22 protein-coding genes and 1 riboswitch are annotated in these 23809 nt (G+C 75.2%); of the genes, 13 read left to right on the top strand and 9 right to left on the bottom strand.

The genetic code is table 11. The annotated features are described in order from the left end of the window. Positions 1–181 precede the first annotated feature (181 nt). Complete coding sequence (locus IF01_RS51780) at positions 182–1105, top strand: SCO2400 family protein (protein WP_445972083.1); 924 nt, start codon at positions 182–184, stop codon at positions 1103–1105. Positions 1106–1168: 63 nt separating this feature from the next. Here IF01_RS51780 and IF01_RS43780 read toward each other — a convergent pair whose 3' ends face one another. After that, positions 1169–1732: a hypothetical protein gene (locus tag IF01_RS43780; RefSeq protein WP_051755151.1), complete on the bottom strand. Its 564-nt coding sequence runs from the start codon at positions 1730–1732 to the stop codon at positions 1169–1171. A 213-nt stretch (positions 1733–1945) separates the two neighbouring features. On the opposite strand from IF01_RS43780, the gene IF01_RS0110825 reads away from it, so the two are divergent. Next, entirely contained in the window at positions 1946–2272 is a 327-nt protein-coding gene (locus IF01_RS0110825) for a DUF8820 family protein (protein WP_030393113.1), read from the top strand. Positions 2273–2391: 119 nt separating this feature from the next. Further along, positions 2392–3582, top strand: coding sequence for a DUF6745 domain-containing protein (locus IF01_RS0110820; RefSeq protein WP_244215482.1), 1191 nt, complete (start codon positions 2392–2394; stop codon positions 3580–3582). Positions 3583–3693: 111 nt separating this feature from the next. Here IF01_RS0110820 and IF01_RS0110815 read toward each other — a convergent pair whose 3' ends face one another. Continuing rightward, the gene (locus IF01_RS0110815; protein WP_030393111.1) at positions 3694–3903 is read right to left on the bottom strand and encodes a hypothetical protein; all 210 of its coding nucleotides are present in this window, start codon (positions 3901–3903) and stop codon (positions 3694–3696) included. Positions 3904–4113: 210 nt separating this feature from the next. Here IF01_RS0110815 and IF01_RS0110810 point away from each other — a divergent pair, with 210 nt between their 5' ends. Beyond that, entirely contained in the window at positions 4114–5307 is a 1194-nt protein-coding gene (locus IF01_RS0110810; protein ID WP_078879864.1) for an ABC transporter substrate-binding protein, read from the top strand. Between the two features lie 126 nt (positions 5308–5433). Here the strand turns inward: IF01_RS0110810 and IF01_RS0110805 are convergent, their stop codons facing one another. Next, complete coding sequence (locus IF01_RS0110805; protein ID WP_030393109.1) at positions 5434–6930, bottom strand: bifunctional phosphatase PAP2/diacylglycerol kinase family protein; 1497 nt, start codon at positions 6928–6930, stop codon at positions 5434–5436. 217 nt (positions 6931–7147) lie between these two features. On the opposite strand from IF01_RS0110805, the gene IF01_RS0110800 reads away from it, so the two are divergent. The 3 genes from IF01_RS0110800 (at position 7148) to IF01_RS0110790 (ending at position 9304) form a co-directional block, all read left to right on the top strand. Continuing rightward, entirely contained in the window at positions 7148–7915 is a 768-nt protein-coding gene (locus IF01_RS0110800; RefSeq protein ID WP_030393108.1) for a lysophospholipid acyltransferase family protein, read from the top strand. A gap of 42 nt (positions 7916–7957) precedes the next feature. After that, positions 7958–8464 (top strand): DinB family protein, encoded by a 507-nt coding sequence (locus IF01_RS0110795; RefSeq protein WP_030393107.1) that lies wholly within the window; start codon positions 7958–7960, stop codon positions 8462–8464. Positions 8465–8545: 81 nt separating this feature from the next. Then, positions 8546–9304 (top strand): class I SAM-dependent methyltransferase, encoded by a 759-nt coding sequence (locus IF01_RS0110790; protein WP_030393106.1) that lies wholly within the window; start codon positions 8546–8548, stop codon positions 9302–9304. Positions 9305–9371: 67 nt separating this feature from the next. On the opposite strand, the gene IF01_RS0110785 is transcribed toward IF01_RS0110790, so the two are convergent. Continuing rightward, positions 9372–10109, bottom strand: a complete 738-nt coding sequence (locus IF01_RS0110785; protein ID WP_030393105.1) for a dienelactone hydrolase family protein — start codon at positions 10107–10109, stop codon at positions 9372–9374. 246 nt (positions 10110–10355) lie between these two features. Next, on the bottom strand, positions 10356–11957 hold the full coding sequence (locus tag IF01_RS0110780; RefSeq protein ID WP_030393104.1) for an ABC-F family ATP-binding cassette domain-containing protein: 1602 nt from the start codon (positions 11955–11957) through the stop codon (positions 10356–10358). A 203-nt stretch (positions 11958–12160) separates the two neighbouring features. Here IF01_RS0110780 and IF01_RS0110775 point away from each other — a divergent pair, with 203 nt between their 5' ends. After that, positions 12161–13111 (top strand): ATP-grasp domain-containing protein, encoded by a 951-nt coding sequence (locus tag IF01_RS0110775; protein WP_051755148.1) that lies wholly within the window; start codon positions 12161–12163, stop codon positions 13109–13111. Positions 13112–13177: 66 nt separating this feature from the next. On the opposite strand, the gene IF01_RS0110770 is transcribed toward IF01_RS0110775, so the two are convergent. Continuing rightward, positions 13178–14524, bottom strand: a complete 1347-nt coding sequence (locus IF01_RS0110770) for an NAD(P)/FAD-dependent oxidoreductase (RefSeq protein ID WP_030393102.1) — start codon at positions 14522–14524, stop codon at positions 13178–13180. Between the two features lie 255 nt (positions 14525–14779). Next, a riboswitch (M-box (ykoK) riboswitch) is annotated at positions 14780–14966 on the top strand. Between the two features lie 357 nt (positions 14967–15323). Between IF01_RS0110770 and IF01_RS0110765 the strand changes: the two genes are divergently transcribed. The 3 genes from IF01_RS0110765 (at position 15324) to lepB (ending at position 19026) form a co-directional block, all read left to right on the top strand. Then, positions 15324–16496, top strand: coding sequence for a magnesium and cobalt transport protein CorA (locus tag IF01_RS0110765; protein ID WP_030393101.1), 1173 nt, complete (start codon positions 15324–15326; stop codon positions 16494–16496). A 196-nt stretch (positions 16497–16692) separates the two neighbouring features. Beyond that, complete coding sequence (locus IF01_RS0110760; protein WP_078879863.1) at positions 16693–17778, top strand: helix-turn-helix transcriptional regulator; 1086 nt, start codon at positions 16693–16695, stop codon at positions 17776–17778. A gap of 150 nt (positions 17779–17928) precedes the next feature. After that, a complete protein-coding gene (lepB, locus tag IF01_RS45395) occupies positions 17929–19026 on the top strand; it encodes a signal peptidase I (RefSeq protein WP_078879862.1) in 1098 nt (365 codons plus the stop codon). 141 nt (positions 19027–19167) lie between these two features. Here the strand turns inward: lepB and IF01_RS0110750 are convergent, their stop codons facing one another. The 3 genes from IF01_RS0110750 to IF01_RS0110740 all read right to left on the bottom strand — a co-directional run bounded on the left by IF01_RS0110750 (position 19168) and on the right by IF01_RS0110740 (position 22111). Continuing rightward, complete coding sequence (locus IF01_RS0110750) at positions 19168–19860, bottom strand: TetR/AcrR family transcriptional regulator (RefSeq protein ID WP_030393098.1); 693 nt, start codon at positions 19858–19860, stop codon at positions 19168–19170. A gap of 119 nt (positions 19861–19979) precedes the next feature. Further along, on the bottom strand, positions 19980–21224 hold the full coding sequence (locus IF01_RS0110745) for an MFS transporter (RefSeq protein ID WP_030393097.1): 1245 nt from the start codon (positions 21222–21224) through the stop codon (positions 19980–19982). Then, on the bottom strand, positions 21221–22111 hold the full coding sequence (locus IF01_RS0110740) for a pirin family protein (RefSeq protein WP_030393096.1): 891 nt from the start codon (positions 22109–22111) through the stop codon (positions 21221–21223). The genes IF01_RS0110745 and IF01_RS0110740 overlap by 4 nt, the downstream gene beginning before the upstream one ends. A gap of 182 nt (positions 22112–22293) precedes the next feature. Here IF01_RS0110740 and IF01_RS0110735 point away from each other — a divergent pair, with 182 nt between their 5' ends. Continuing rightward, positions 22294–22881 (top strand): NADPH-dependent FMN reductase, encoded by a 588-nt coding sequence (locus IF01_RS0110735; RefSeq protein WP_030393095.1) that lies wholly within the window; start codon positions 22294–22296, stop codon positions 22879–22881. A gap of 44 nt (positions 22882–22925) precedes the next feature. Then, positions 22926–23765, top strand: a complete 840-nt coding sequence (locus IF01_RS0110730; protein WP_078879861.1) for an MBL fold metallo-hydrolase — start codon at positions 22926–22928, stop codon at positions 23763–23765. The last annotated feature ends 44 nt before the right edge of the window (positions 23766–23809 follow it).

Raw genomic sequence — 23809 nt, 5'->3', positions numbered from 1 at the left:
CGTCGGTGCGGGCCGAACAACTGTCTACCAGTCCGGACCGACAATCCCCCGGCCGGGTCGCCTCCGGGCCCGCCCCCGGACTGCCTCCGGGCCGTCCCCGGGAGGTGGTGGACCGCGGGCGGCCGGTGGGCGGTGCACGGCCGACTGACACGGCATCTCTCCAGAAGCCTCACAGGCAGGCATGGCACCCCCGCCGTCGCCGTGCCTAGGCTCCGCATGTGCACGACGACGTGCGCGGCCGGCGGCGAAGGACGGCGACCGGTGTGAGCCTGCCGTCCGGCAGCACGGGGAAGATCCTATGAACTACTGCGCGCCCTGCCGCCGTCATCTGAACGGCGCTCTGGCCTGTCCCGGCTGCGGGGCGCCCGCGACCGGCCCGGACCACCCGTCGCCGCCCGACTCCCGGGTCGGGGCGGCCGCGGGTCCGCTGCCGGAGGCGGTGGGAGCGGCGGGACCGGCCGCGCCCAGCGGCGGCCCGGGCGCCGGTCGGCCGGGCTCCCGGCGGACGGCGGGGCGGTCGCGGCGGACACGACGGCGACCGGGGCGGATCGTGCTGTCCGTGCTCGGTACGGCGGTGCTGGGGCTCGGGGCGGCGACGCTGGTGGCGAACGGCTCCGAGGGCGTACCGGCCGAGGCGGCGGCCCCGGCCCCGGTCACCACCGGGGCCCCGGGCGGCGGTTCGGCCCCGGGGCCGACGGCGTCCACGGCCCCGGCGGTGACGACCCCGGCTCCGGGCCCGTCGACCACCCGGGCTCCCGCGAGCAGGACGGCGTCCGCGCCGGCCTCCGGTTCGCCCTCGGGCTCCGGCTCCGCCGCCGCGTCGCCCTCGGCGGGCAAGGGCGGTGGGGCCACGGCCCCGGCCACCGGAGGCGCGCCGGACCAGGGAGCGCCCGCTCCGGCGCCGACCGTCCCGGCCGCGCCGAGCACCGCCGCGCCGACGGCACCGCCCCCGGCGTCGGGCCCGCCCCCGTCGACCGGCGGCTCGCCCTCGGGCACGGGTACTGCCACCGCCACCAGCACCGGTACCGCTACCGCCACCCCGTCCGGCACGCCCTCCCCGCGGCCGACGCCCACCTGCACACCGTTCCTCTTCTGGTGCACCTGAGGGCGCCGACGCCCGGTCGGGTCGGGCCGGGCGTGGCTGACGCGGCCGGACGGTGGCAGCGGCTCAGGAGGCGTACAGCTCCTGGATCTCGTTGATCCTGCCCTCGCCGTCCAGCGAGATCTCGTAGTTCAGTCCGGGACTGCACACGCCCGCGTCGGGAGTGCGGTCCAGGCACGCCCCGATGTGGTTCCACAGCTCGCCGACCACCACGGTTTTGAACTGTCCGGACACGGGCTGGAGCTGGGCCTTGACCTCCGGGGCGAACGTCAGGTTCTTCCGGGGGCCGGTCGGCTCCCACTTCCCCTTGCCGGCGGTGCAGGTGTAGCCGGTCTCCTGGTAGGTCACGGTGTCCTGGCGCGGCTGCTTGACCGGGTGGATCACCCGGCGGAGGCCGACGGGCTTCGGCGGGGCACAGGCGCTCGGCGGTGCGACGGCGGACGGCTGGGCGGCCGCGGACCCCGTCGCCGTCGGCTGGGCGGCCGAGGGCTGGGCGGCGGACGGCTGGGCCGCGGAGGAACCGGCGGGCGCGGCCCCGGTCCCGGAATCGTTGTCGGGGCCGCAGGCGGCGAGGGCCAGGACAGCGGTGGCCGCGGCGACGGCGGCCAGGACGGTACGACGAGACGACATGGTGACAGATCCCCCTGTTGGTACATGTGCTGGTCGGCCCCGCAGGCCGACGGTCGCACAGACTAGCGACCGCCGCGGACCACCTGTCCCGGCAGTCCCGGTAGTCCCGGCATTCACCGAGGCCACTCGGGTGCCGGGGCCGTTGTCGTACCCCTGTCCTATGGTCCGTGGTGTGGGAATCCGATGCGTCGTCGATTCGGCGAGGGAGAGCTGATGTTCCGTCAGGGTGACGTGCTGCTGGTGCCGGTGGAGAAGGAGGCCGTCCCGGCCCGGGTGGCCTCGCTGGCCGAGCAGCCGAGGGACGCGCGGGGCCGGCTGGTGCTGGCCCTGGGCGAGGTGACCGGTCACGCGCACGCCGTGGTCGGGCCGGGGGAGCTGCGGCGCGAGGCGGGTCCGTTCGGGGTGGCGTGGCTGCACCTGCCGGAGGGCGGCCGGGTGGTGCACGAGGAGCACGCGGCGATACCGCTGCCCAAGGGCTGGTTCCGAGTGGTGCGTCAGCGCGAGTACGCGCCGGGCGCGGTGCGGATCGTCGCCGACTGACGGCGGCCGCGCGGGCGCCGCACGAGGCGGGGATGCACGACGAGGCGGGGCGGGCGGCGCACGGCGTCCGCGGTACGGCTGGGCGGGGTGCCCGGTCGGGAACGGAGAGGGTGATGGGGATGGCGACCGGACAGGCGGCACCGGCCGTGGCGACGGCAGGCGTGGCGGCGGACGAGGCGGCGGCGTCGGCGGGGGCGAAGGCCGAGGTGACAGCTGAGGTGACAGCCGAGGTGACGGCCGAGGTGACGGCCCGTTGGCGGACGACCGCCGCCGCCACCGGCCCGGCCGACCGGGCCGGCGTCGAGCGCGCGGTGCGGGCCGCGTACCGGGCCGCCGGCCTGGCCGAACCGGCCGACATCAAGTGGTTCGGCTCGCCGCTGGCGGCGGCGGAGGCGGCCCTGGAGCTGCGCGCGGCCGGGGCCTCGACCGTCCGGGAGACGGTCAGGACCCTGCCCTGGGAGGCGGTCCGCCGACAGGCGGTCGAGCGGACCGGCGCGGTCGGCTGGCCGCCGCTCTGGGCGCTGACCGGCGGCGAGCTCGGCCCGGTGACCAACGCGCTCGCCGACCGGATCCGCGCCGCCCTGCTCGACCGGCTCGCGCCCGACCCGGCCGTCGGGGACGTTCCGCCGGGGGATGCCGGGTTGGCCCGCGAGCGCCGCACCGCCGCCAGGCTCGCGCTGCTCGACGCCGTCCGGGGTCAGCACGACGCACCCTGGTTCGCCGCCTTCGAGGCCGCCGGGGTGCTGGGCGCGCCGGGGGCCGACGGTGCGGGGATCGCGGCGCTGGCCGAGGTGGCGCGTACCACCGGCTGGTGGTGGCCCTACGCGGACACCGTGCTGATCAGTGAGCGCCCGACCGCCCTGCACCGCGACGAGGCCGGCCGGCTGGACCGCGCCGACGGACCGGCCCTCGAGTACTCCGACGGCTTCGCCCTCCACGCCTGGCGGGGCATGCCCGTACCCGCCGAGTTCCTGGCCGGGCTCGGCACCGTCACCGTCGAGCGGATCCGCACCGAGGAGAACGCCGAGCTGCGCCGCGTCCTGCTGGAGCACTACGGCTACGAGCGCTACCTCGCCGACTCCGGCGCCGAACCGATGCACCGGGACGAGACCGGTGTGCTCTGGCGGATCCAACTGCCGGACGACGAGCCGGTGGTGATGGTCGAGGTGGTCAACTCGACCGCCGAGCCGGACGGCACCTTCCGCACCTACTGGCTGCGGGTGCCGCCGGACACCCGCACCGCCCGCGCCGGCGTGGCCTGGACCTTCGGCACCACCGAGGCGGAGTACCACCCTCAGCGCGAGACCTGAGCACGGGGCGCGGCCGGGGCCTGGGCCGGGGGAGACACGGCACCGCCCGCGCCGGGGACTGGCGCGGGCGGTGCGGTTCCGTGGTGGAACCGGGGGACAGAAGGGTCGGGGTCAGTGGACGTCGATGCCGTCGAAGGACCCGATGACGGCGTCACCGCCGACGTTGGTGATCTCGCCGCCGGCGAGCTGGTTGCCGGTGCCGATCACGGTGATGGTGGTGGTGTTCACGGTCACCGTGTCGTCGGCGAAGGCCTGAGTGGGGACGGAAATGGCGCCGACAGCGGCGATGAGGACGGCGAACGTACGGACGGTGCGGTACATGAGTTAAATCCCTTCGTGGGCAAACGGTGCTTCGAACCCTAGGGAGCGGTGCGGTGCGAAAGGGGGGAATGTCACCTGAACGGGTTGGTCTGCGTGTCGCCGGGGCGGCTGCGTCGTGGGGCGCGGCGACCTCCACCGGCGCGCCCCTGGGTAGGCTGCGCGCGTCCTGATCATGAACCGCCGAGATGATCACGGGGGAGAGGCCGCCGCATGCACACACCACCGGACCCGCACCTGCAGAACGGGCAGAACGAGCAGAACGAGCAGAACGAGCAGCAGGGGCAGCATGAGCCGAACGGGCCGCACCGGCCGCGCGGGGCCTCGCCCGCCGACGGGCCGTCGGTCCGGATCGGGGTGCTCGTGCCGCTGACCCGCCCCGGCTGGGTCACGGCGGGCCGGCACCTGCTCGCCGGACTCGACCTGGCCGCGCGCGAGGTCAACGAGGCCGGGGGGATCGCCGGCCGGCCCGTCGAGCTCGTGGTCCGCGACACCGCCGCCGATCCCGGGCGGGCCGAGGCGGCCGTGGACGAACTCGCCGGTCTGGGGGTGGCCGCCCTGGCGGGGGAGTACCACAGCGTGGTCGCGCGCGCCGCGGCCGCCCGGGCCGAGGCACTCGGTCTGCCCTTCCTGTGCTCCTCCGCGGTGCTCGACGCGCTCACCGACGGGCCGGCCGACCGGGTCGCTCGCATCGCCCCGGCACAGTCGCACGGGTGGCGTGTCTACGCCGACTTCCTCCTCGGCGCGGGGCACCGCCGGATCGCCGTGGCGGCCGACCCGAGCGTCTACTGGGCGTCCGGGACCGGCATCCTCCGGGAGCGGATCACGGCGCGCGGCGGCACCCTCGTCGAACTCGACCTGCGCACCCTCACCCCCGAGGGCGTGTGCGAGGAGCTCGCCGCCGACGGCGCGACCGCCCTCCTGCTCCTGGCCGGCCACCCCGAACCGGCGGTCCCGATCGTCCGGGCCGTCCGCCGGGACCGCCGCCTCGCCGGGATCCTGATCGGCGCTCCGGCCGGGCAGCCGGAACTCGCCGACTGGGCGACGCTGCTGGGCGAGGACGGTGCCGGGGTCCCGTTCCTGCGCTACCTGCCCGAACACCTCGGCCCGCTCGGCGCCCGAGTCGGGGCGGAACTTCGCGAGCGCCTGGGCGAGGAGCCCTCCTTCGTCGCCTTCGAGGGCTACGACACCGTCACCGTCCTCGCCGAGGTGCTGCGCTCGCACGGCGCCGACCGGGCCCGGATCGCCGGGGCCTGGCCGTCGGTCGCGGTCGAGGGCACCCGGGGGACGGTCCGGTTCTCCCGGGAGGCGGGCATCGGCGTGTGGCAGTGGGCCTGGGCCCCGGTCCAGGTGGCCGACCGCGACCCGGCGGACCCCGCCCGCTTCCGGGTCCTGCACACCGGCTGAGCACACCGGCTGAGCACACCGGCCGAGCATGACGGCTGGGTACTCCCGCCGAGCACGCCCGCCGAGCACTCCGGCCGAGCACGCCCGCCGTCCCCGGGCGTGCTCGGCCGGCGTGCCCAGGCGCGCTCAGCCCGCGGCGGGCCGGTAGACCGTCAGCGCCCGTCCGGACTTGGACAGCCGGAGCCGGCCCGCTGCGGGGACCGACTCCCCGTCGACCGCCATCCGGTCGGCGTCGCCCAGCCGCTCCAGGTCGAGCGCCCGTAGCCGGGCCGAGTGGTACACCCGGGACCGGGCGAGCGTTCCGGAGAGGAACGCGGCGGCGAGCCTGGTCCTGGCGAACGGCCGGCCCCCGTCGACCACCCGGACGTCCAGCAGGCCGTCGGCGAGTCCGGTCCGGTGGGTCGGGGCGAAGCCCGGCGGGTCGTACGCGCCGTTCCCGGCGAACAGCAGCCACAGCTGCCGGTCCCGCCCGCCGGATCGGACGGTGACCGGCTCACCGTTCACCAGCACCTTCGCGGTGGCCACCGCGAGGGCCGGCCACTTGCCCATCCGGCCCTCCAACGACTCACGCAGCTTGACCAGTTCGGGGTAGACGCCGATGCTGAAGGTGTTGAGGAAGTACCGCTGGCCGGTACTGTCGGTGGCCAGCCCGAGGTCCACCCCGCACGCACTGCCGGCGGTCACGGCCGTCGCCGTCGCCTCGAAGTCCTCGATGCCGAGATCCACCGCGAAGTGGTTGAGCGTGCCACCGGGGAACACCGCCAGCGGCAGGTCCCGCTCCACGGCCAGCCCGGCCGCCAGATTGACGCTGCCGTCGCCGCCGCAGACCCCGAGCGCCCCGCCCGCGGCCGAGGCCCGGTCGGCCGCCTCGGCGAGGAGGGCGGGCAGGTCGTCGTCGGGCCCGCAGAGGCGGATCTCGGCCCGGGGCAACAGGTCGCGCAGCACGGCGACCGTCTCCTCGGGGCCGTAGGTGCTCAACGCGCCGCTGCCGGAGCCCGAGTTGACCACCACCGACAGGCCCTGCCCCTCGGGCAGTGCCGGGGCGGCGCGGCGCGCGGGCCCGGCGGCCGGCCGCAGGTCGGACGAGCGGGGCCACCAGCGAAGCGTCAGCGCGGCGACGGCCGAGCCCAGCGCGAACCCGGCCAGGACATCGCTCGGGTGGTGCGCACCGGTGTACACCCGGGAGGCGCCCACGATCAGCGCGACCGGCGCCACGACGGCCGCCGCCACCGGGGACTCGATCGCCACCGCCGTCGCGAAGGCCGCCGCCGAGGCCGAGTGCCCCGAGGGGAAGGAGGTGGTGATGGGTTGACGCAGCAGCCGACGGGCGACCGGAACCGCGTCGAGCAGGGGGCGCGGGCGCCGGGTGAGCTGCTTGGCGGCCACATTGGCCGTGAACGAGGCGAGTGCCAGCGCGCTGACCCCGCGCAGTGCCGCCCGCCGTCCGCTCCGCCCGCCGACGGCCCCGAGCACGGCGGCCGTGCCGAACCACAGTTTCCCGTGGTCGGCGGCGCGGCTGGCCCTGCGCAGCAGTTCGCCCACCCGTGATCCGGCCCCGAAGGGGTGCTCGGACACGGCGATCCGATGGAACAGTGCCTGGTCGATGTCGTCCAGTCGCCTCATCCGACCGAGCCTAGACGCTGGCGGCGCCCGGCGCGCGGCGAGCGGTCGGCGCAGCATCGGTGCCGGGCCGACGCAGCGTTGACGCAGGTTCGGCCCCCGGCTCCGCGGAGCCCCCCGGCCCTGCTTGAGTACGGGTACTCAGGCGCCGGCCGGCGCACCCGAGCAGACTGGCGCGGACAGCACCCCGCTCCACCGTCACGAGGACGCACCCCACACCATGCTGAGCCGCACCGCCGCCCTCCTGCTGCCCGTTCTCGGTCACCTCCGCATCACCGCCGACCCGGTCTCCGCCGCCGCCACCGACCCCGCGCCCTACACCGCCGACACGGCCTCCGACACCGCCGACACAGCCCCCACCGTCGCGCCGGGCAGCATCGTCGCGGCCAACCACACCTCGCTCGCCGACCCCGTCGTGGTGCTCGCCGCCCTGCACCGGCTCGGTGCCCGGCCGGTCGTGCTGGCCACCGCCGGCCTGTGGCGGATCCCCCTGCTCGGGACACTGCTGCGCCACGAGGGCCACATCGCCGTCCACCGGGGCACCGCGCGGGCCGCGGAGTCGCTCGACGCGGCGGCCGCGGCACTGGCGGCCGGGCGGGTCGTGCTGATCTACGGCGAGGGCGGGCTGCCGCGCCGCCGGGACTCCGGCGAACTGCCGCCCGGCCCCTTCCGCAGCGGCCTGGCCCGCCTCGCGCACGCCACCGGCGCACCCGTCGTCCCGCTCGGCCAGGCCGGTTCCCGCCGCCTCACCTCCGGGGGGAGGGCGAAGCAGCTCGCCGGTCTCGCCACCGCCCCGGTCCGCCGCCCCGGCCTCCACGTCCACCTCGGCGCCCCGCTCCACCTCCCCGCCGACACCGCCGAGGCGACCGCCCGCGCCCACCACGCCGTCACCGCCGCCTGGACCGCCGCCAGCAGGCACGCCGCGAGCCGCGGCGCCGCGAGCCGCCACGCCGCCGCCGGGCAGGGACCGGAAGCGACCCGTCCGTAAACCCGTCGACAGCGTCGGTGCGATTGGGAATGCTGTCCCACGATGACCAGAATCGACGACACGCCTCCCGCCTGGGACGAGCGCACACAGCTGACCACGTTCCTCGACTACGCCCGTGACACCACCCGCGCCAAGTGCGAGGGCGTCTCCCCGGAGAACGCGCGCAGGGCACTCCTGCCGGGTTCCCCGCTGATGACCCTGAGCGGACTGGTGAACCACCTCCGCTGGGTCGAGTACTACTGGTTCCAGGTGGTCTTCCTCGGCGAGGAGGACCAGGGCCCCTGGACGGAGGAGGACCCCGACCGCGAGATGCGGATCGCCGTCGACTTCCCGCTGCCGCAGCTGCTCGACGAGTACGCCGAACAGAGCGCCCGCTACCGCGAGCTGGTCGCCGCGAGCGACCTGGCCGACCGGGCGAAGCGGCCGGTCCGCAACGGTCTGCACGTGGACCTGCGCTGGATCCTCCTCCACCTCACCGAGGAGACCGCCCGCCACAACGGCCACCTCGACATCCTGCGCGAACTGCTCGACGGCACCACGGGGGACTGATCCGCCGGACGCCGCGGCGGATTCCGGCGGAAGGCTCCGCCGCGGCGGCGGACCGGTGCGCGCCGGGAGAGGATGAACGGCATGGAGCGAACGTTCGAGGAACTGGTGGCCGAGGCGGCCGAGGCGTCGGTGGACGGCTGGGACTTCTCCTGGCTGGACGGCCGGGCGAGCGAGGAGCGCCCCTCCTGGGGGTACCAGCGACTGCTCGGCGAGCGGCTGGCACACGTGTCGGCGGCGCTGGACGTGCAGACCGGGGGCGGCGAAGTGCTGGCGGGGGTGGCCGGGAGCTTCCCGCGGACGATGGTCGCCACCGAGTCGTGGCCGCCGAACGTGGCCAAGGCGGCGGCGCTGCTGCACCCGCTCGGCGCTGCCGTGGTGGCGGACCCGGACGAGCCGCCGCTGCCCTTCGCGGACGGCTCCTTCGACCTGGTGACCAGCCGTCATCCGGTGACCGTGTGGTGGTCCGAGATCGCCCGGGTGTTGCGCCCCGGCGGCAGCTACCTGGCCCAGCACGTGGGACCGGCCTCGGTGTTCGAACTGGTCGAGTACTTCCTCGGGCCGCAGCCGGAGGCGCGCCGGGCCCGGCGGCCGAAGGACGACGCGGACGCCGCCCGGGCCGCCGGTCTCGAAGTGGTCGACCTGCGCTCGGAGCGGCTGCGGATCGAGTTCCGGGACATCGGCGCGGTGGTGTGGTTCCTGCGCAAGGTGATCTGGATGGTGCCGGGGTTCACCGTCGACGCCCACCGGGAGCGGCTGCGCGAACTGGACGCCCGGATCCGGGCGGAGGGGCCGTTCGTCGCCCACTCCGCCCGCTTCCTGGTCGAGGCCCGCAAGCCCTGAGGGCTCGCGGGCCTCAGGCGCGGCGCTCAGCGTCCGTCGGCGGCCCCGACGCCCCGACGGCCCGGCCTCACCTCAGGTGCCGGCCGAAGAACTGCGCCGCGGCCTCCCCCGCGAACCGAGGGACGCCGGTGTGCCCGCCGAGATTGGCGTTCAGCGTCTTCTCCGCGGAGCCGAACGCGTCGAAGAGGTCCAGGGACGCCTGCCGGTCGTTCCCCTCGTCGTCCCACTGCAGCAGGACGTGCAGCGGAACGGTGACCCGGCGGGCCTCCTCCAACGTGGCCGCGGGCACGAAGCTCCCCGCGAACAGGACGGCGGCCGCGATCCGCGGCTCGACGAGCGCCAGCCGGGTGCCGATGGCGATCACTCCCCCCGAGTACCCGACCGGGCCGCCGATCCCGGGCAGTGCGAGGAGGGCGTCCAGGGCCGCCCGCCACTCCGGGACGGCCTGCTCGACCAGGGGGAGGACGAGCCGGTCCACGATCTCGGGGCCGACCGGTTCGCCGGCCGCCATGGCCCGGCGCATATCGGCGCGGGCCTGTTCGGTGACGGCGGACCGGGGCCGGTCGCCGCTGCCTGGGAGTTCGACGGTGGCCGCGGCGAAGCCGTCCGCCACGGACTGCCGGGCCCGGTCCAGCAGTCGGGGGTACATCCGCTCCAGTCCACCGGGGTGGCCGAGCAGGATCAGCGGCACCGGTGCGGAGGGGGAGGCGGACGCCGGCGTCCAGAGGATGCCGGGGATCCCGTCGAGGGTGAATTCGCGTTCGAGGACACCGTCGTCGAGGCGCTGCTCGGAGGTGAATCGCATGGTCGTGCCTTTCGGGAGTGCTCTTGAAGGCGCTCCCGGACGACCTATCGCCCGACCATGACCCCGGAGGGGAGCACCCATGTCGATACAACGTTCACGGGTACCACCTCCTTGTTCTCTCGCACGGCCACCGGGAATCTAGCAGCGGCCGCCCCGGCCCGCCAACCGGCTTTCCAGGGAGGCCGGTCCAGGGAGGCCGGTCCCGGACCGGCCTCCCCGCCCCGACCGGACCCGCCCCGACCGGGGTCAGCCCGTTCCGACCAGGTCGAGGTACTCCTCGCTCCAGAGGTCCTCCTCGCCGCCGGGCAGCAGCAGGACCCGGTCGGGCCGCAGCGCGCGGACCGCGCCCGGGTCGTGGGTGACCAGCACGATCGCGCCCGGGTAGCTGCCCACCGCCGCCAGCACCTCGGCGCGGGAGGCCGGGTCGAGGTTGTTGGTCGGCTCGTCGAGCAGGAGCACATTGGCGCCCGAGTGGACCAGCCCGGCCAGCGCCAGCCTGGTCCGCTCACCGCCGGAGAGCACTCCGGCGGGCTTGTCGGCGTCGTCGCCCCGGAACAGGAACGCCCCGAGCACGTGCCGCAACTCGCCGTCGCCGAGGTCGGGCGCCGCCGCGGCGAGGTTCTCCCGGACGGTGCGCGCCGGGTCGAGGGTGTCGTGCTCCTGCGCGAAGTACCCGAGCCGCAGCCCCGGGCCGGGGACGACGCGTCCGGCGTCGGGGGTCTCGCGGCCGGCGAGGAGGCGCAGCAGGGTGGTCTTGCCCGCGCCGTTGTGGCCGAGGACGACGAGCCGGCTGCCCCGGTCGACGGCCAGGTCGAGCCCGGTGAGCACGTCGCGCCCGCCGTACGCCTTGGCGAGGCTCACCGCGCCGAGCGGCATCCGGCCGCAGGGCGCCGGTTCGGGCAGCCGGATGCGCGCGGTCCGCTCGGCCCGGCGGGTGGGTTCGAGCGCGGTGAGCATCCGGTCCGCCCGGTGGGCCATCGAGCGGGCGCTGACGGCGGTGGCCACGTTGGACCGCATCCGGTCGGCCCGGGCGTGCAGGGCGGCGGCCTTCCGTTCCGTGTTGGCGCGTTCGCGGGTGCGGCGGCGTTCGTCGGCGGCGCGCTGGGCGAGGTGGGCGGCCCAGCCGGTGTTGTGGACGTCGACGGTGGCGCGCTGCGGGTCGAGGTGGAACACCCGGTTGACGGTGGACTCCAGCAGTGGCACGTCGTGGCTGATCAGCACCAGCCCGCCCGGGTAGCCGGCCAGGAAGCCGCGCAGCCAGGCCACGGCGTCCGCGTCGAGGTGGTTGGTCGGTTCGTCGAGCAGCAGGGTGTCGTGGTCGGCGAACAGGATCCGGGCCAGCTCGACCCGGCGCCGCTGGCCGCCGGAGATCGTGCCGAGCGGGCTGTCCAGCAGCCGGTCGGGCAGACCGAGGCCGGCCGCGACCCGGGCGGCCTCGGCCTCCGCGGGGTAGCCGCCGCGGGCCAGGAACTCGGCCTCGGCCCGGGTGTAGGCGGCCATGGCGCGGCGCTGCGCCCGCTCGTCGCGGGCGTCGGCGAGGACGGTCTCGGCGGCGCGCAGCCGCTGGACGGCGGTGTCCAGGCCGCGCGCGGAGAGGATCCGGTCGGTGACGGTGACCGCAGGGTCGGCGGCGCGGGAGTCCTGCGCGAGGTGGCCGACCGGGCCGGTGCGGGTGATGGTGCCGGCGGCGGGCGGGAGCTGCCCGGCGAGGGTGGCGAGCAGGGTGGTCTTGCCGGCGCCGTTGCGGCCGACCAGGCCGATGCGGTCGCCGGGGCCGATGTGCAGGGTGAGGTCGGACAGCAGGAGGCGGGCGGCGACGCGCACGTCGACACCACGGGCGGTGATCATGAAGGTGACGCTCCGTAACGACTGATGGACACACGGGTGGCGTGGTGGTGGGTCCGTCAGCTAGGAGATGCGGGGCGTCGACATGGCGCCGAGGTTAACCCGCGGCACCGTTCGGGCACACGCGAATTTTCCCGAAGCACCTTCCGCGGGCAAGTTCCGGGAATCCCTTGCCTGGACATGTCCGCGACATGTTCCATGGGGCCATGGGGCGCAGCGAGCTCGTTCTGATGACCGATCACGGCTCGACCGAGGGCAGCCGGGAGGCGCTGGCCACCGCGGTGCGACGGCTGACCGGGCAGGCGCCGTTCCTCCTCGACGCTCGGCACTTCATGAGCGGCGGCGCGGACGGACCCGCCGGTGGCGGACGGGTGCGCGGCACCGGTGACGGGGTCGCCCTCGAAGTCCCCGCCGAGGGCCTCGCGGTGACCGCCAGGACGGTGCTCCTGTACGAGATACCGCCGCACCGCCGCCACGAAATCGTCGACTGCCAGCGGCTGTTGCGCGAACACGGGGTCCGCTCGCTCGGCACCGCCGCCGACGGCTGGCGGGCGGCCACCGACAAGCGCCTCACCGTCGAGTGCTTCACCAGGGACGGCGTCCGCCAGATGCCCACGGTCACGCTCTCCCGGCCCACCCGGGCCGAGGCGGCCGAGGTGTTCGAACGGCTCGGCGGCGACGTCTGGGCCCGCCCGGCCCTCGGCATGAGCGGGCAGGACGTCTTCCACGTCACCACCCGCGCCCAGCTCGCCGAGGCGGCCGAGTGCTACGCCGAGGCCGGTACCGCCTGGCTGCTCGCCGCCGACGCCCGCAACTTCACCGCGGACGGCCGGCGCCACCAGTACCGGGTGACCGTGCTCGCCGGCCGGGCGCTGCGCGCCGTCGAACACGTGCAGGACGACCCGGACCAGCCGTGCAACCTCGCCCGGGGCGCCGTCTCCACCCCGCTGCCGGTCGAGGCGCTGCCCGCCGGGCTGGCGGAGCTGGCGGTCGCGGCCACCCGCTCGGTCGGGCTGCCCTTCGCGGCGGTCGACCTCGCGGGGGAGAGCGGCGGGGCGGTCTTCGAGGTCAACGTCCACCCGGCGTTCGGCTCGCCCGGCGCGCTGGAGGCGGTCGCCGTGCCGTACGTGGCCGCCCACCTCGGGCCGACCGCCTGACCGGCACCGGTTGCCCCTTGCCCCTTGCCCCTGTTTTGCCCCCGCTCGCTCCGGCCGGCTCCCCGCTCAGCCGCTGCGCAGCACCGCCGTCAGGACCGACGGCCGGAACAGCGCCGTCGGCGGGGCGACCAGCGACATCACCTCGTGGAACACCGCCGTGACCCGCGGGTCGCTCGCCGCGCCGGCCAGCACCCGGTCCAGGAAGCGGTGCTGCGCGCGGAGCAGCGCCCCGGACGGCCCGCCCGTCGTCGCCGCGAAGCGCACGTCCTCCGCGGAGGACATCGCCCAGGCGTTCTTCGACACCGCCGCCACCGCCCGCCGCGCCGCCCGGGCCGTCGCGGGCCCGATCCCGCCGTACCGCAGCGCGGCCCGCCGCAGCTCCCGGGCCTCCAGCGCCGCCACCGAAATGCCCTGCCCGTAGACCGGGTTGAAGGTGCAGGCGGCGTCCCCGACCACCACCAGCCCCTCCGGCGAGCGCTGCTCGTAGTGCCGCCGCACGCCCGGACCGGGCACGAAGCCGCGTACCGCGCCGAGCGGCTCCGCGCCGGCCAGTGCCTCCCGCATCCGCGGATCGCGCAGCAGTTCCAGCTGCCGGGCGAACCCGGCCTCGCCGGGTGCCGGCTCGCCCCCGCGCATCCCGCCGACGCCGACGATCCACCGGTCGCCCTCGACCGGCAGCAGCACCCCCAGGTACGGCGTGTCCGGCGCCCTGCACTGCAGATACAGCGCCGACCAGTCGGCGGGGGCGTCGGCCGGGCGCCGGAAGATCCGGGTCGCGTAGACGACGCCCGCGTCCACCCGCTCCTCGGGCGGCGGCGGGCAGCCGAGCTCCCGCAGCCAGCCGCCCATCGCCGAGGTCCGGCCGCCGGCCTCGACCACCAGCTCGGCGGGCAGCTCCCGGACGGCCTTCGGGTCGGCGCCGTGCCCGCGCTCCCGCACCCGGACCCCGGTCACGGCGGCCGCCGAGCCGGTCAGCCCCACCACCTCCGTCCCCTCCAGGAACTCGATCGACGGCTCGGTCCTGACCCGCTCCAGCACCACGGTGTCCAGCACCGGCCGGGTGCACGAGTAGAACGCCAGCTCGGCCGGGTACTCGGCCATCCACCCGGCCGCGCTCAGCCACCGCAGATCACCGGAGAGGGCCACCCGCACGGCGCCCGCCGCCCGCAGCTCCTCCCAGGTGCCGGGCATCAGCTCCTCCAGCACCCGGTGCCCGGCCTCCAGCAGCAGGTGCGGATGCCTCCCGTGCGGCAGCCCCGCCCGGAAGTCCGGCCCCTCCGGGTACCGGTCCCGCTCCACCACCACGATCCGCTCGGCGGCGCCGCGCAGCGCCCAGGCCGCCAGCGTGCCCGCCAGACCGCCGCCGATCACCACCGCCGTGCCCCGCCCGGGGCCGGTCTCCAAGGAAGCCATGGCATGAAGGGTAGGGGGCGGTGCGCGGCCGCCGACCGCGGGCCCCGGCGCCGAGGGGAGGCGAACCGCGGTGCCCGGCAGGCGAACTGACCCTTCCTCCGACCGGTGTGCGCCGGTCCGCGACCGGGGCGCGGACCGCCCGCACGAGCCCTCGGCGCGGTCCGCGCATCGACCGTCGTGCGCTCCGCGCCGACTCGTGGCCGCACCCCTGGTCGAAGCACCCCTCCAGCGGGTACTAGACTCGAGGAGGTTGTGAAGGCACCTCGTTCGGTGAGGCGTCGCCATGGACACAGGCCACTGACCCCACGACGTCGAGAGACGCCCAGGGTCAGGACAGGTCTCCCCGGCCTAAGGGGTGACCCCAAGTGGCTGCACCCCTCGGGACCATCCCGGGTGCTACGCCGTGGCGTGCCAAAGCTCTGACGAGATCAAGGGGTGCCCACCCGACGCTGCGGCGCCCCTGCGCGCCCGCTCGGCGGTGTGGACCCTTCTGATGACCCGGTTACGGCGACCCGCACGGGCGTCCCGACGGCGAGGAGGTGAGAGCGATGGAGTGCAGTAGTAGTCCGGGTCGAAGTAGGCCCCTCCCCAGGACGTCCCTCACTTCTCCCGGCACCCGGTGCCCCTCCTCCCGTACCGCTCCCGACCCACGCCGTCGCACCGCCCGCCGCTGACCCGGCGCGCCGCGCGGCCAGGGCGCCGTGCGCGGTGGAGGACGACCGGGCGCCCCCCGCCTGCCCCGCACCCCCGACCTGCTGTGTCCGGTGCGGCGGCCCCCGAACCGCGGAGGTACCCCGTCATGTCCGACTGGCGTGTGCGCGCAGTGCGTGCGAGCAAGCTCCCCTTCACCCGTCCCACCAACCCGGCCGGCGGCACCACGCCCGCCCAGCCCGCCCCCGAGCACTCGATGGACCCGCGCCCCGACCAGCCGGTCGAGCACGTGAGCCTGGAGCGCTCCGTCGTCGACGCCGGCGTCTACTGCGACGGCCACCGGCTCGCCTCCGCCACCGACCTCGCCGGCGTCTACCGCGAACTGCCCGGCAAGCCCGGCACCATGGCCTGGATCGGGCTCTACCGCCCGGCCGAGGCCCAGCTGCTGGAAGCCGCCGAGCGGTTCAACCTGCACGAACTGGCCGTCGAGGACGCCATCGTGGCCCACCAGCGCCCCAAGCTGGAGCGCTACGGCGACACCCTCTTCGTGGTGCTGCGCGCCGCCCGCTACCTGGACGACGTGGAGGAGGTCGACTTCGGCGAGATCCACCTCTTCGTCGGCCCCGACTTCGTCCTCACCGTCCGCCACTCCCAGGCCCCCGACCTCTCCGCCGTCCGCCGCCGCCTGGAGGCCGACCCCGAACTCCTGGCCCTCGGCCCCGAGGCCGTGCTCTACGCCGTCCTGGACGCCGTGGTGGACGGCTACGCCCCGGTCATCGCCGGCCTCCAGCACGACATCGACGAGATCGAGACCGAGGTCTTCGGCGGTGACCCGCAGGTCTCCCGGCGCATCTACGAACTCTCCCGCGAGGTCATCGAGTTCCAGCGCGCCACCCGGCCCCTGCTGGAGATCATGCAGAGCCTGGAGGCCGGCTTCGAGAAGTACGGCACCGACGAGGAACTCCGCCGCTACCTGCGCGACGTCGCCGACCACGCCACCTACGCGGCCGAGCGCGTCGACGGCTTCCGCCAGATGCTCCAGAACATCCTCACCGTCAACGCCACCCTGGTCTCCCAGCGCCAGAACGAGGAGATGAAGCAGCTCGCCGAAGCCGGCCACGTCCAGAACGACGAGATCAAGAAGATCTCCTCCTGGGCCGCCATCCTCTTCGCCCCGACCCTGATCGGCACCGTCTACGGCATGAACTTCACCGACATGCCCGAACTCAAGTGGGCCTTCGGCTACCCCTTCGCGATCGCCCTCATGGCCCTCGTCTGCACGAGCCTCTACTTGATCTTCAAGCGCCGCAACTGGCTGTAACGGCTCGGGTAGTTGGCGGCGGGGGGAACCGGGGGGCCGGTCCCCCCCGCCGCGGTGGTCCACCCCGGGGTCGGTGTCGGGGTGGGGGGCGACCGGAGGATGAGGGGAGAGGGGTCGGGGACCGTCCGGAGGGGGAGGGCGGATCCGTCCGGCGGGGCATGGGCGGGTGGTCGGTGTGCGTGTTAGTTTCCGGCGCATGGGATCACGTGGGGCACGCGGGGTGGCGGCTCAGCAGGCGATCGAGGGGCTGCGGGAGCTGGCCGGAGCGGGGCTGGGGGCCGAGAGGGTGTTCCGCAGAGCGGACGAGCTGCTGCGGGGTGTCCTGGAGTACGACGCGGTCTGCTGGCACTCGGCGGATCCGGCGACCGGACTGGTGAACTCGGTGCTGAGCGACGACCTCAGCCTGGACGGGTTCGAGAACGCGGTGCGCCTGGAGGTGTGGGCGGACGACGTGGCGACGTTCACGTCGATCCGGCGCAGCGGGGTGCGGGCGGAGACGCTGAGCCGGGCGACCCGGGGGCGGCTGGCGGACAGTGTGCGGTACCGGGAGCAGATCCGGCCGGCGGGGTTCGGCGACGAACTGCGGGCCGTCTTCGACGCCCACGGCGGGATGTGGGGGTGCGCGGTCTTCATGCGGCTGCCCGGCCGGGGGCCGTTCCTGGCCCGGCACCGGGAGCTCGCGGACCTCGCCGCGCGGCACCTCGGCAACGCGCTGAGGGCCTGTCATGTGCCGTCGCCCGACGCGGGGCCGGGCCGGGCGGTGGACGCGGGGCCGGCGGTGGTGGTGCTCGGCCGGGGCAACCGGCCGGTCGCGATCTCCGGCCCGGCGGAGGAACTGCTCGGCCGGTTCTCCGACCCGAGCCGGACCTCGCTGCGGGTGCCCACGGCCGTCGCGATGGCCGCCGAGCAGGCCCGCCGGGTGGCCCACGGCCTGCCCGTGCCGCAGTCGAAGATCAGGGTGCAGGACGGTGACGGCCGCTGGTACGTGCTGCACGGTTCGGCGTTGAAGGGCGGCGCCGAGGACCTGGTGACGGTGGTGGCGTCGGCGGCGACGCCCGCCGACGCGATGCCGCTCTACCTCTCGGCGTACGGGCTGACGGCGCGGGAGCAGGAGGTGGCGCTGCTGCTGGTGCGGGGGTGCGACACCCGGGACGTGTCGCGGCTGCTGGCGATGAAGCCGTACACGGTGCAGGACCATCTGAAGTCGGTGTTCGCCAAGGCCGGTGTGGCCAGCCGGCGGGAGCTGGTCGCGCGGATCATGCTGGGTGGTGGGGTGTCGTAGCGGCGGGGCCCGGGGTGTACGTTCTGACGGGTCGGTGGCGGGCGGGGGTGGTCGGTGGCCGGCCCTGCCCGGTTGCGGGAACCGTCGATCGTTAGCTGACAACGGGGGGTCCTGCACGGGGCCCGCCGGGCCGTCCGGAGGGGGCCAGGGATGAGCGTGGAGGAGACCGCCGGTTCGGCGGGAAGCGGTCAGGGCGACGGGGAGACCCCGGAGGTGGCGGCCACGGCCACAGCCACGGGGGACCGCGACGCCGACGGAGGCGCGGCCGGCGGCAAGGACGGCGGTGCGGACGGCGGCAGCGACAGCGCCCCCGGGGCCGTTGCGGACGGCGGCGCGGCCGAGGACGGCAAGGGCAAGCGCGGGAAGGCGAAGAAGAAGCGGCCGTTCTGGCAGGAGCTGCCGATCCTGGTCGTCATCGCCCTGCTGCTCTCACTGGGCATCAAGACCTTCTTCGTCCAGGCCTTCTCCATCCCCTCCGGTTCGATGCAGCACACGCTGGAGAAGGACGACCGGGTCCTGGTCGACAAGCTCACCCCGTGGTTCGGCGCCGAGCCGGAGCGCGGTGAGGTGGTGGTCTTCAAGGACCCGGGCGGCTGGCTGGACTCGGTGCCCCGGGTCAAGGGCAACGCGTTCGTCGAGGGGATCCGTACGGCGCTCGGCACGGTCGGCCTGCTGCCCTCCGACAACGAGAAGGACCTCATCAAGCGGGTGATCGCGGTCGGCGGCGACACCGTCGAGTGCCGGGAGGGCGGCCCGGTCAAGGTCAACGGCGTGGCGCTGGACGAGCCCTACCTGTACCCGGGCGCGACGCCCTGCGGTGACGCGCCGGTGGGCACGGTGACGGTGCCCAAGGACCACCTGTGGGTGATGGGGGACCACCGCAACGACTCGCGCGACTCGCGCTTCCACGTCAACGAGCCCGGGGGCGGGTTCGTCCCGGTGAAGAACGTGATCGGCCGGGCCTTCGTGATCGCCTGGCCGCTGTCGCGCTGGGACACCCTTCCGGTGCCGGACACCTTCGACCAGAAGGGCCTCGCGGCGGGGGCTCCGGACGGCCTCGGCGGGCGTGGCGGGGAAGGTCCGGCCGAGCCTTCGGCGCCGGAGGCCGCCCTGGTGGCCGCGGCCGTACCGTTCGTGCTGCGGCAGCGCCGCCGGGCGGAGCAGGCGGAGGAGACGGAGCAGACCGGGCGGGCGGAGCAGAGCGACCGGGCGGAGCAGAGCGACCGGGCGGGGGACGCCGGCCGCTGAGGTGATGCCCGGGCCCGGGTGCTTGCTGCACCCGGCGCACGACTCCGCCGCCGTCTCCGCCCCGGTCTCCCGGGGCCGGGGCCGGCGGCGGACCGCTTGGTGGGGGACGTCGAGGGCGGTCGACCGCAGTCGCGGGGCAGGTCAGGCCGGGCCGTGCCAGCCGGGGGGACGGCCGTAGCGGGCGAGGAAGAGGTCGACGCCGGACCCGATGGTGCTGGCGAGTTCGCTGTCGTCCACCGGAGTGGCGGGGGCGAAGGTGTGCACCAGCTGCGGGATGCCGACGGTACAGGCCACCAACTGCTGGACGGCGAGCTTCGGGTCCGGCACGTGCAGCTCGCCCTTGGCGGTGAGGTCGGTGAGCATCTCGACCAGCGGGCCGTTGTTCATGTCGTAGGTGACCAGGTACCAGAGCTGGCCGAGCTGCGGGAAGCGGTCGATCTCGCCGATCACCAGGCGGCGCAGCAGCATGATCTCGGGGCGCAGCAGGATGCGGGCGAGCTCGGTGGTGTGCCGGACCAGGGCGGTGCGCACGTCCGGGGCGTCGGCGAGGGCGCGGGCGGGCGGCGTCAGATCGGCGTAGGTCTTGGGCAGCACACCGCTGACGACGGCCAGGAACAGGCGCTCCTTGCTGCCGAAGTGCTTGTAGATGGTGGCCTTGGAGACGCCGGACCGGTTGGTGATGACGTCCATCGAGGCGGCCGAGTATCCCTCGGCGAGGAACTCCGCGAGGGCGGCGTCGATGATCGCCTGGCGCTTGCGGGCCGCGGCGTCGCCCGGCGCCGGGATGATCGGCATCCCGTACTCGTCGGTGGCGTCCTGGCGCTCGGCTCCCATGCGTCCGTCCTTCGTCCTTCGTCGGGGTGGGAAGGGGCTTCCCTGGCGGGGTGGGCTACTGCGACGGGATGGTACCGACCGTTTGGGATGGTAGTGACCGGTCCGGGTGATTGGACCGTTCAGTATAGGAACTGAACCGTTTGGTCCGCAAAGCCCGCGAGTACCGGACCTGCGGCGACGCCGGCCGGGAAGGCCAGATTGAACAGGCCGATCGCGCCGCCCTGCCGCTCCGGCGCGAGCCCGCCGACCGCCGAACCCGTGAGCACCCCCTGCCCGCCGGCCGTGACCAGTGAGCTGAGCGCCGAGCCGAGCAGCACGACCGGGGGCCACGGCGCGAAGGCCGCCGCGGCGGCGGCCGCCGCCGAGCCCGCCGCCAGCAGCACCCGGACCCGTGCCGTGCCCAGGGCCGGGGCGAGTCGCACCAGCTGCCAGGAGAGCAGCGCACCGGCGAGCGCCACGGACGCGACCGCGGCGCCGGTGGGCAGCGGGCCCCAGCCGGTGAGGGCGGCCACCCGGCGCGGGGCGCCGTACACCAGGGCGAAGTTGACGGTGGCGAGCGCGAGCATGAGCAGCGCCGGACGGCGGAACCCGGGCCGCCGCAGCAGGCCCAGCGGCAGGGCGTCGCGGAACCGCCCGGCGGGTGCCCCAGGCCGGGTACTCCCCGCCTGTCCTGCCTGTCCTGCCTGTCCCGCCCGGCTGGCCCGGCCGGCCGGGCGCAGTACGGCGGGGAGCACCGTGAGGGCGAGCAGCGGCATGACCAGCGCGGCCCGCCAGCCGAGCAGCTGCGCGGCGCCCGCGCCGACGAACAGGCCGAGCGTGCCGCCGGCCGCGTTGCCGATCGCGACCAGGCCGGTGGAGCGGCCGGAGCGGTCGCGGCCGGCGATCCGGAAGGCCGCGACGGTCAGCCCCGCCGCCCCGGCGGCCTCCACCGCCCGCCCTGCCACCAGCGGCAGCAGGGCGGAGGGCGAGGCCAGCACGATCGCGGCGCCGAGGGCGACCAGCGCCGCGCCGACCCGGACCAGGGCGGCGGGGCCGCGCCGTCCGGCGGTGCCGGCCAGCAGCGGGGTGCCGACCAGCAGACCGAGGCCGTACGCGGTCATCAGCCAGGCCGCCGAGGCGGTCGGGACGTGCAGGGCGCGGGCGGCGGTGGGCAGGGCCAGGCTCGGTCCGGAGATCCCGCTCGCGGCGGCGGCGATCAGCAGCGCCGCGGCGGTCGTCCCCGGCGCCCGCCGGCCCGGCGCGGCGGTGGCACCGCGGTGGTGGGCGGCCGGGGTGCGCGAGGCGGCGGGGGTGGGCGAAGCGGCGGTGGCACGGCCGAGGGCGGCGGTGGGCCGGGCCGCGAGCCGGGCCGGGAAGGCGCTCATACCGGCATCCGGCCCATCAGGCCGCGCGAGAAGTCCAGCTGGGCCTGCTGGAGCTCGGCCACCGTGTTCATCACGAACGGCCCGCTGCGGGCGACCGGTTCGCCGATCGGCTCGCCCGCCAGGACGAGCACCTCCGCCGGCCCGTCGACGGCTCGGACCGTGAAGCCTTCACCGTCGTGGTCGAGGACGGCGAGGTGGCCGTCGGGCAGCGGGACGCCGGCGGTCTCGGCCCGGCCGGACAGCGTGTGGAACGCGGCGGTGTGGTGGGCCGGCGCGGTGAACGTCGCCGAGCCGCTGGCCGCGAGCCGGGCGTGCACCACCAGGAGCGGGGTGTGGGTTTCGAAGGGTGCGGTCGCGCCGTGGGTGGTCCCGGCGAGGACGATCATCTCGGCGCCCTCGGCGGTGCGGACCACGGGCAGGTCGGCGGCCTCGGCGTTCTGGCTGCGCGGCGGCACCCCCTTGAGCCGGGCGGGCAGGTTCACCCAGATCTGCAGCATGTGCTGGCGGCCGCCGGCGGCGAGGAACTCCGGGGTGGGGAGGGCCTCGTGGACGATGCCCGAGCCGGCGGTCAGCCACTGGACGCCGCCGCCGCGGACCACGGCCCGGTGGCCCCGGGAGTCGGCGTTCGCGATGTCGCCGTCGATGACGTACTGGATGGTCTCGAAGCCGCGGTGCGGGTGCGGGGGAGCCCCCTTGGCCTCGCCGGGGGCGAGGTCGACCGGGCCGACCTGGTCGACCATCAGGAAGGGGTCGAGGAAGGGCAGCTCGGCGGTGGGGAAGGGCCGGCGGACGGGGAAGCCCGCACCCTCGAAGGTGTGGAACGGGGGGACGGCGCGGGCGACGGAGCGGCCGGTCGTCGGGGCGGTGTGCACGGGTGGCGTGGTCATGGGTCGACTGAACTACACCATTCAGTTCAGTGTCAAGACTGAACAGTTCAGTTGACAGGATGAACTGGTCCGTCTAGTTTTCTCGGTGTCGACCCCGGCAGTCACCACGGCACCGGCAGTCACACCCGTGTCATACGGGCAGTCGCATCACAGGCAGTCACATCACCACCGAGGAGTACGTCATGACCGCGTCCAAGATCTTCGCCATCTCCGGTTCGCTGCGCGCCGACTCGCACAACACCCGGCTGCTGAAGGCCGCCCAGAAGTTCAACCCGGGCGGCCAGGAGATCGAGATCTACGAGGGCCTGCGCGAGATCCCGCCGTACGACCTGGACCTCGACACCCCCGAGCTGCGCCCGGCCGTCGTCGAGGACCTGCGCCGCCGGGTCGCCGAGGCCGACGGCCTGCTGATCGCCACCCCCGAGTTCAACTACTCCATCCCCGGCGTGCTCAAGAACGCCATCGACTGGCTGAGCACCGACTGGACCCGCACCGAGGGCCTGCCGCTGCACCGCAAGCCGGCCGCCATCCTCGGCGCCGCGCCGACCAACTTCGGCAGCGTCCGCGCCCAGCTGGCGCTCCGCCAGGTCTTCGTCTGGACCGAGACCGACGTCGTGGTGAAGCCCGAGGTCATCGTCTTCCGGGCGCACGAGCGCTTCGACGAGGAGGGCAACCTCACCGACGAGATCACCATCGGTCTGCTCCAGGGCCTGCTGTCCGCGCTCCAGGAGAAGATCGACGCCAAGGCGGAGCGCGCGGCCCGCGGCTGACGCCACGGCAGCAGCACCGCACGTACGACGGGGGAAGCAGAGAGATGTCCGACCACAGCGCACCAGCACAGAACACGACCACTTCCACGACTACGACCACCACCACACCGGCGCCCACCGCCCCGGTCACCGTCACCGCCGCCCACCTGGGCACCGCCACCGTCCTGTTGCGGATCGGCGACCTGACCGTCCTCACCGACCCGGCCCTCGACCCCGGTCCGGCCGACTACCCGGCGGCCCGCCCGCTGCGCCGCACGGCCGGCCCGGCGCTCACCGCCGACCAGCTGCCGCCGATCGACCTGGTCCTGCTCTCCCACGACCAGCACGCCGACAACCTCGACCCGACCGGCCGGACCGTGCTGGCCCGCGCCACCACCGTGCTCACCACGCCCGAGGCCGCCGAACGGCTCGGGGGAGCGGCCGAGGGGCTGGCGACCTGGGAGAGCCGTCGGATCACCGCCGGCGCCACGACCGTCACCGTGACGGCCACGCCCGCCCGGCACGGGCCGCCCGGTACCGAGGAGGTCACCGGTCCGGTCACCGGCTTCGTCGTCGAGTACGAGGGCGGCACCCTCTACCTCTCCGGGGACACCGTCCGCCACGACGCGCTGTCGGGCATCGCCGAACGCTTCGCCGTGGACACCGCCTTCCTGCACCTGGGCGACGCCCACTTCCCGTCCACCGGTGACCGGGCGTTCTCGATGAGCGCCCGCGAGGGGGCCGAACTCGCCCGCGTCCTGGGCGCCCGCACCGTGGTCCCGATCCACTACGAGTCCTGGGAGCACCTCGGCGAGGACCCGGCCGCCATCCCCGGGGCCTTCTCGGCCCCCGACCTCACCGGCCGGCTGCGCCTGCTGACCCCCGGCGTCCCCGAGTCGCTGTGAGCGGCCCCGCCGCGCACACCGGGCCGGGCCCGGAAACCGCCGCG

The organism is Kitasatospora purpeofusca, assembly GCF_000718025.1.
GTDB classification, from domain to species: domain Bacteria; phylum Actinomycetota; class Actinomycetes; order Streptomycetales; family Streptomycetaceae; genus Kitasatospora; species Kitasatospora purpeofusca.
Note: the sequence above shows the minus strand (reverse complement) of the source record. Positions and strands in the feature narration are given on the sequence as shown.

Excerpts from the sequence above, each read along its gene's own strand:
- IF01_RS51780 (WP_445972083.1), top strand. The coding sequence starts at position 182 with ATGGCACCCCCGCCGTCGCCGTGCCTAGGCTCCGCATGTGCACGACGA.
- IF01_RS43780 (WP_051755151.1), bottom strand. The coding sequence starts at position 1,732 with ATGTCGTCTCGTCGTACCGTCCTGGCCGCCGTCGCCGCGGCCACCGCT.
- IF01_RS0110825 (WP_030393113.1), top strand. The coding sequence starts at position 1,946 with ATGTTCCGTCAGGGTGACGTGCTGCTGGTGCCGGTGGAGAAGGAGGCC.
- IF01_RS0110820 (WP_244215482.1), top strand. The coding sequence starts at position 2,392 with ATGGCGACCGGACAGGCGGCACCGGCCGTGGCGACGGCAGGCGTGGCG.
- IF01_RS0110815 (WP_030393111.1), bottom strand. The coding sequence starts at position 3,903 with ATGTACCGCACCGTCCGTACGTTCGCCGTCCTCATCGCCGCTGTCGGC.
- IF01_RS0110810 (WP_078879864.1), top strand. The coding sequence starts at position 4,114 with ATGCACACACCACCGGACCCGCACCTGCAGAACGGGCAGAACGAGCAG.
- IF01_RS0110805 (WP_030393109.1), bottom strand. The coding sequence starts at position 6,930 with ATGAGGCGACTGGACGACATCGACCAGGCACTGTTCCATCGGATCGCC.
- IF01_RS0110800 (WP_030393108.1), top strand. The coding sequence starts at position 7,148 with ATGCTGAGCCGCACCGCCGCCCTCCTGCTGCCCGTTCTCGGTCACCTC.
- IF01_RS0110795 (WP_030393107.1), top strand. The coding sequence starts at position 7,958 with ATGACCAGAATCGACGACACGCCTCCCGCCTGGGACGAGCGCACACAG.
- IF01_RS0110790 (WP_030393106.1), top strand. The coding sequence starts at position 8,546 with ATGGAGCGAACGTTCGAGGAACTGGTGGCCGAGGCGGCCGAGGCGTCG.
- IF01_RS0110785 (WP_030393105.1), bottom strand. The coding sequence starts at position 10,109 with ATGCGATTCACCTCCGAGCAGCGCCTCGACGACGGTGTCCTCGAACGC.
- IF01_RS0110780 (WP_030393104.1), bottom strand. The coding sequence starts at position 11,957 with ATGATCACCGCCCGTGGTGTCGACGTGCGCGTCGCCGCCCGCCTCCTG.
- IF01_RS0110775 (WP_051755148.1), top strand. The coding sequence starts at position 12,161 with ATGGGGCGCAGCGAGCTCGTTCTGATGACCGATCACGGCTCGACCGAG.
- IF01_RS0110770 (WP_030393102.1), bottom strand. The coding sequence starts at position 14,524 with ATGGCTTCCTTGGAGACCGGCCCCGGGCGGGGCACGGCGGTGGTGATC.
- IF01_RS0110765 (WP_030393101.1), top strand. The coding sequence starts at position 15,324 with ATGTCCGACTGGCGTGTGCGCGCAGTGCGTGCGAGCAAGCTCCCCTTC.
- IF01_RS0110760 (WP_078879863.1), top strand. The coding sequence starts at position 16,693 with ATGGGATCACGTGGGGCACGCGGGGTGGCGGCTCAGCAGGCGATCGAG.
- lepB (WP_078879862.1), top strand. The coding sequence starts at position 17,929 with ATGAGCGTGGAGGAGACCGCCGGTTCGGCGGGAAGCGGTCAGGGCGAC.
- IF01_RS0110750 (WP_030393098.1), bottom strand. The coding sequence starts at position 19,860 with ATGGGAGCCGAGCGCCAGGACGCCACCGACGAGTACGGGATGCCGATC.
- IF01_RS0110745 (WP_030393097.1), bottom strand. The coding sequence starts at position 21,224 with ATGAGCGCCTTCCCGGCCCGGCTCGCGGCCCGGCCCACCGCCGCCCTC.
- IF01_RS0110740 (WP_030393096.1), bottom strand. The coding sequence starts at position 22,111 with ATGACCACGCCACCCGTGCACACCGCCCCGACGACCGGCCGCTCCGTC.
- IF01_RS0110735 (WP_030393095.1), top strand. The coding sequence starts at position 22,294 with ATGACCGCGTCCAAGATCTTCGCCATCTCCGGTTCGCTGCGCGCCGAC.
- IF01_RS0110730 (WP_078879861.1), top strand. The coding sequence starts at position 22,926 with ATGTCCGACCACAGCGCACCAGCACAGAACACGACCACTTCCACGACT.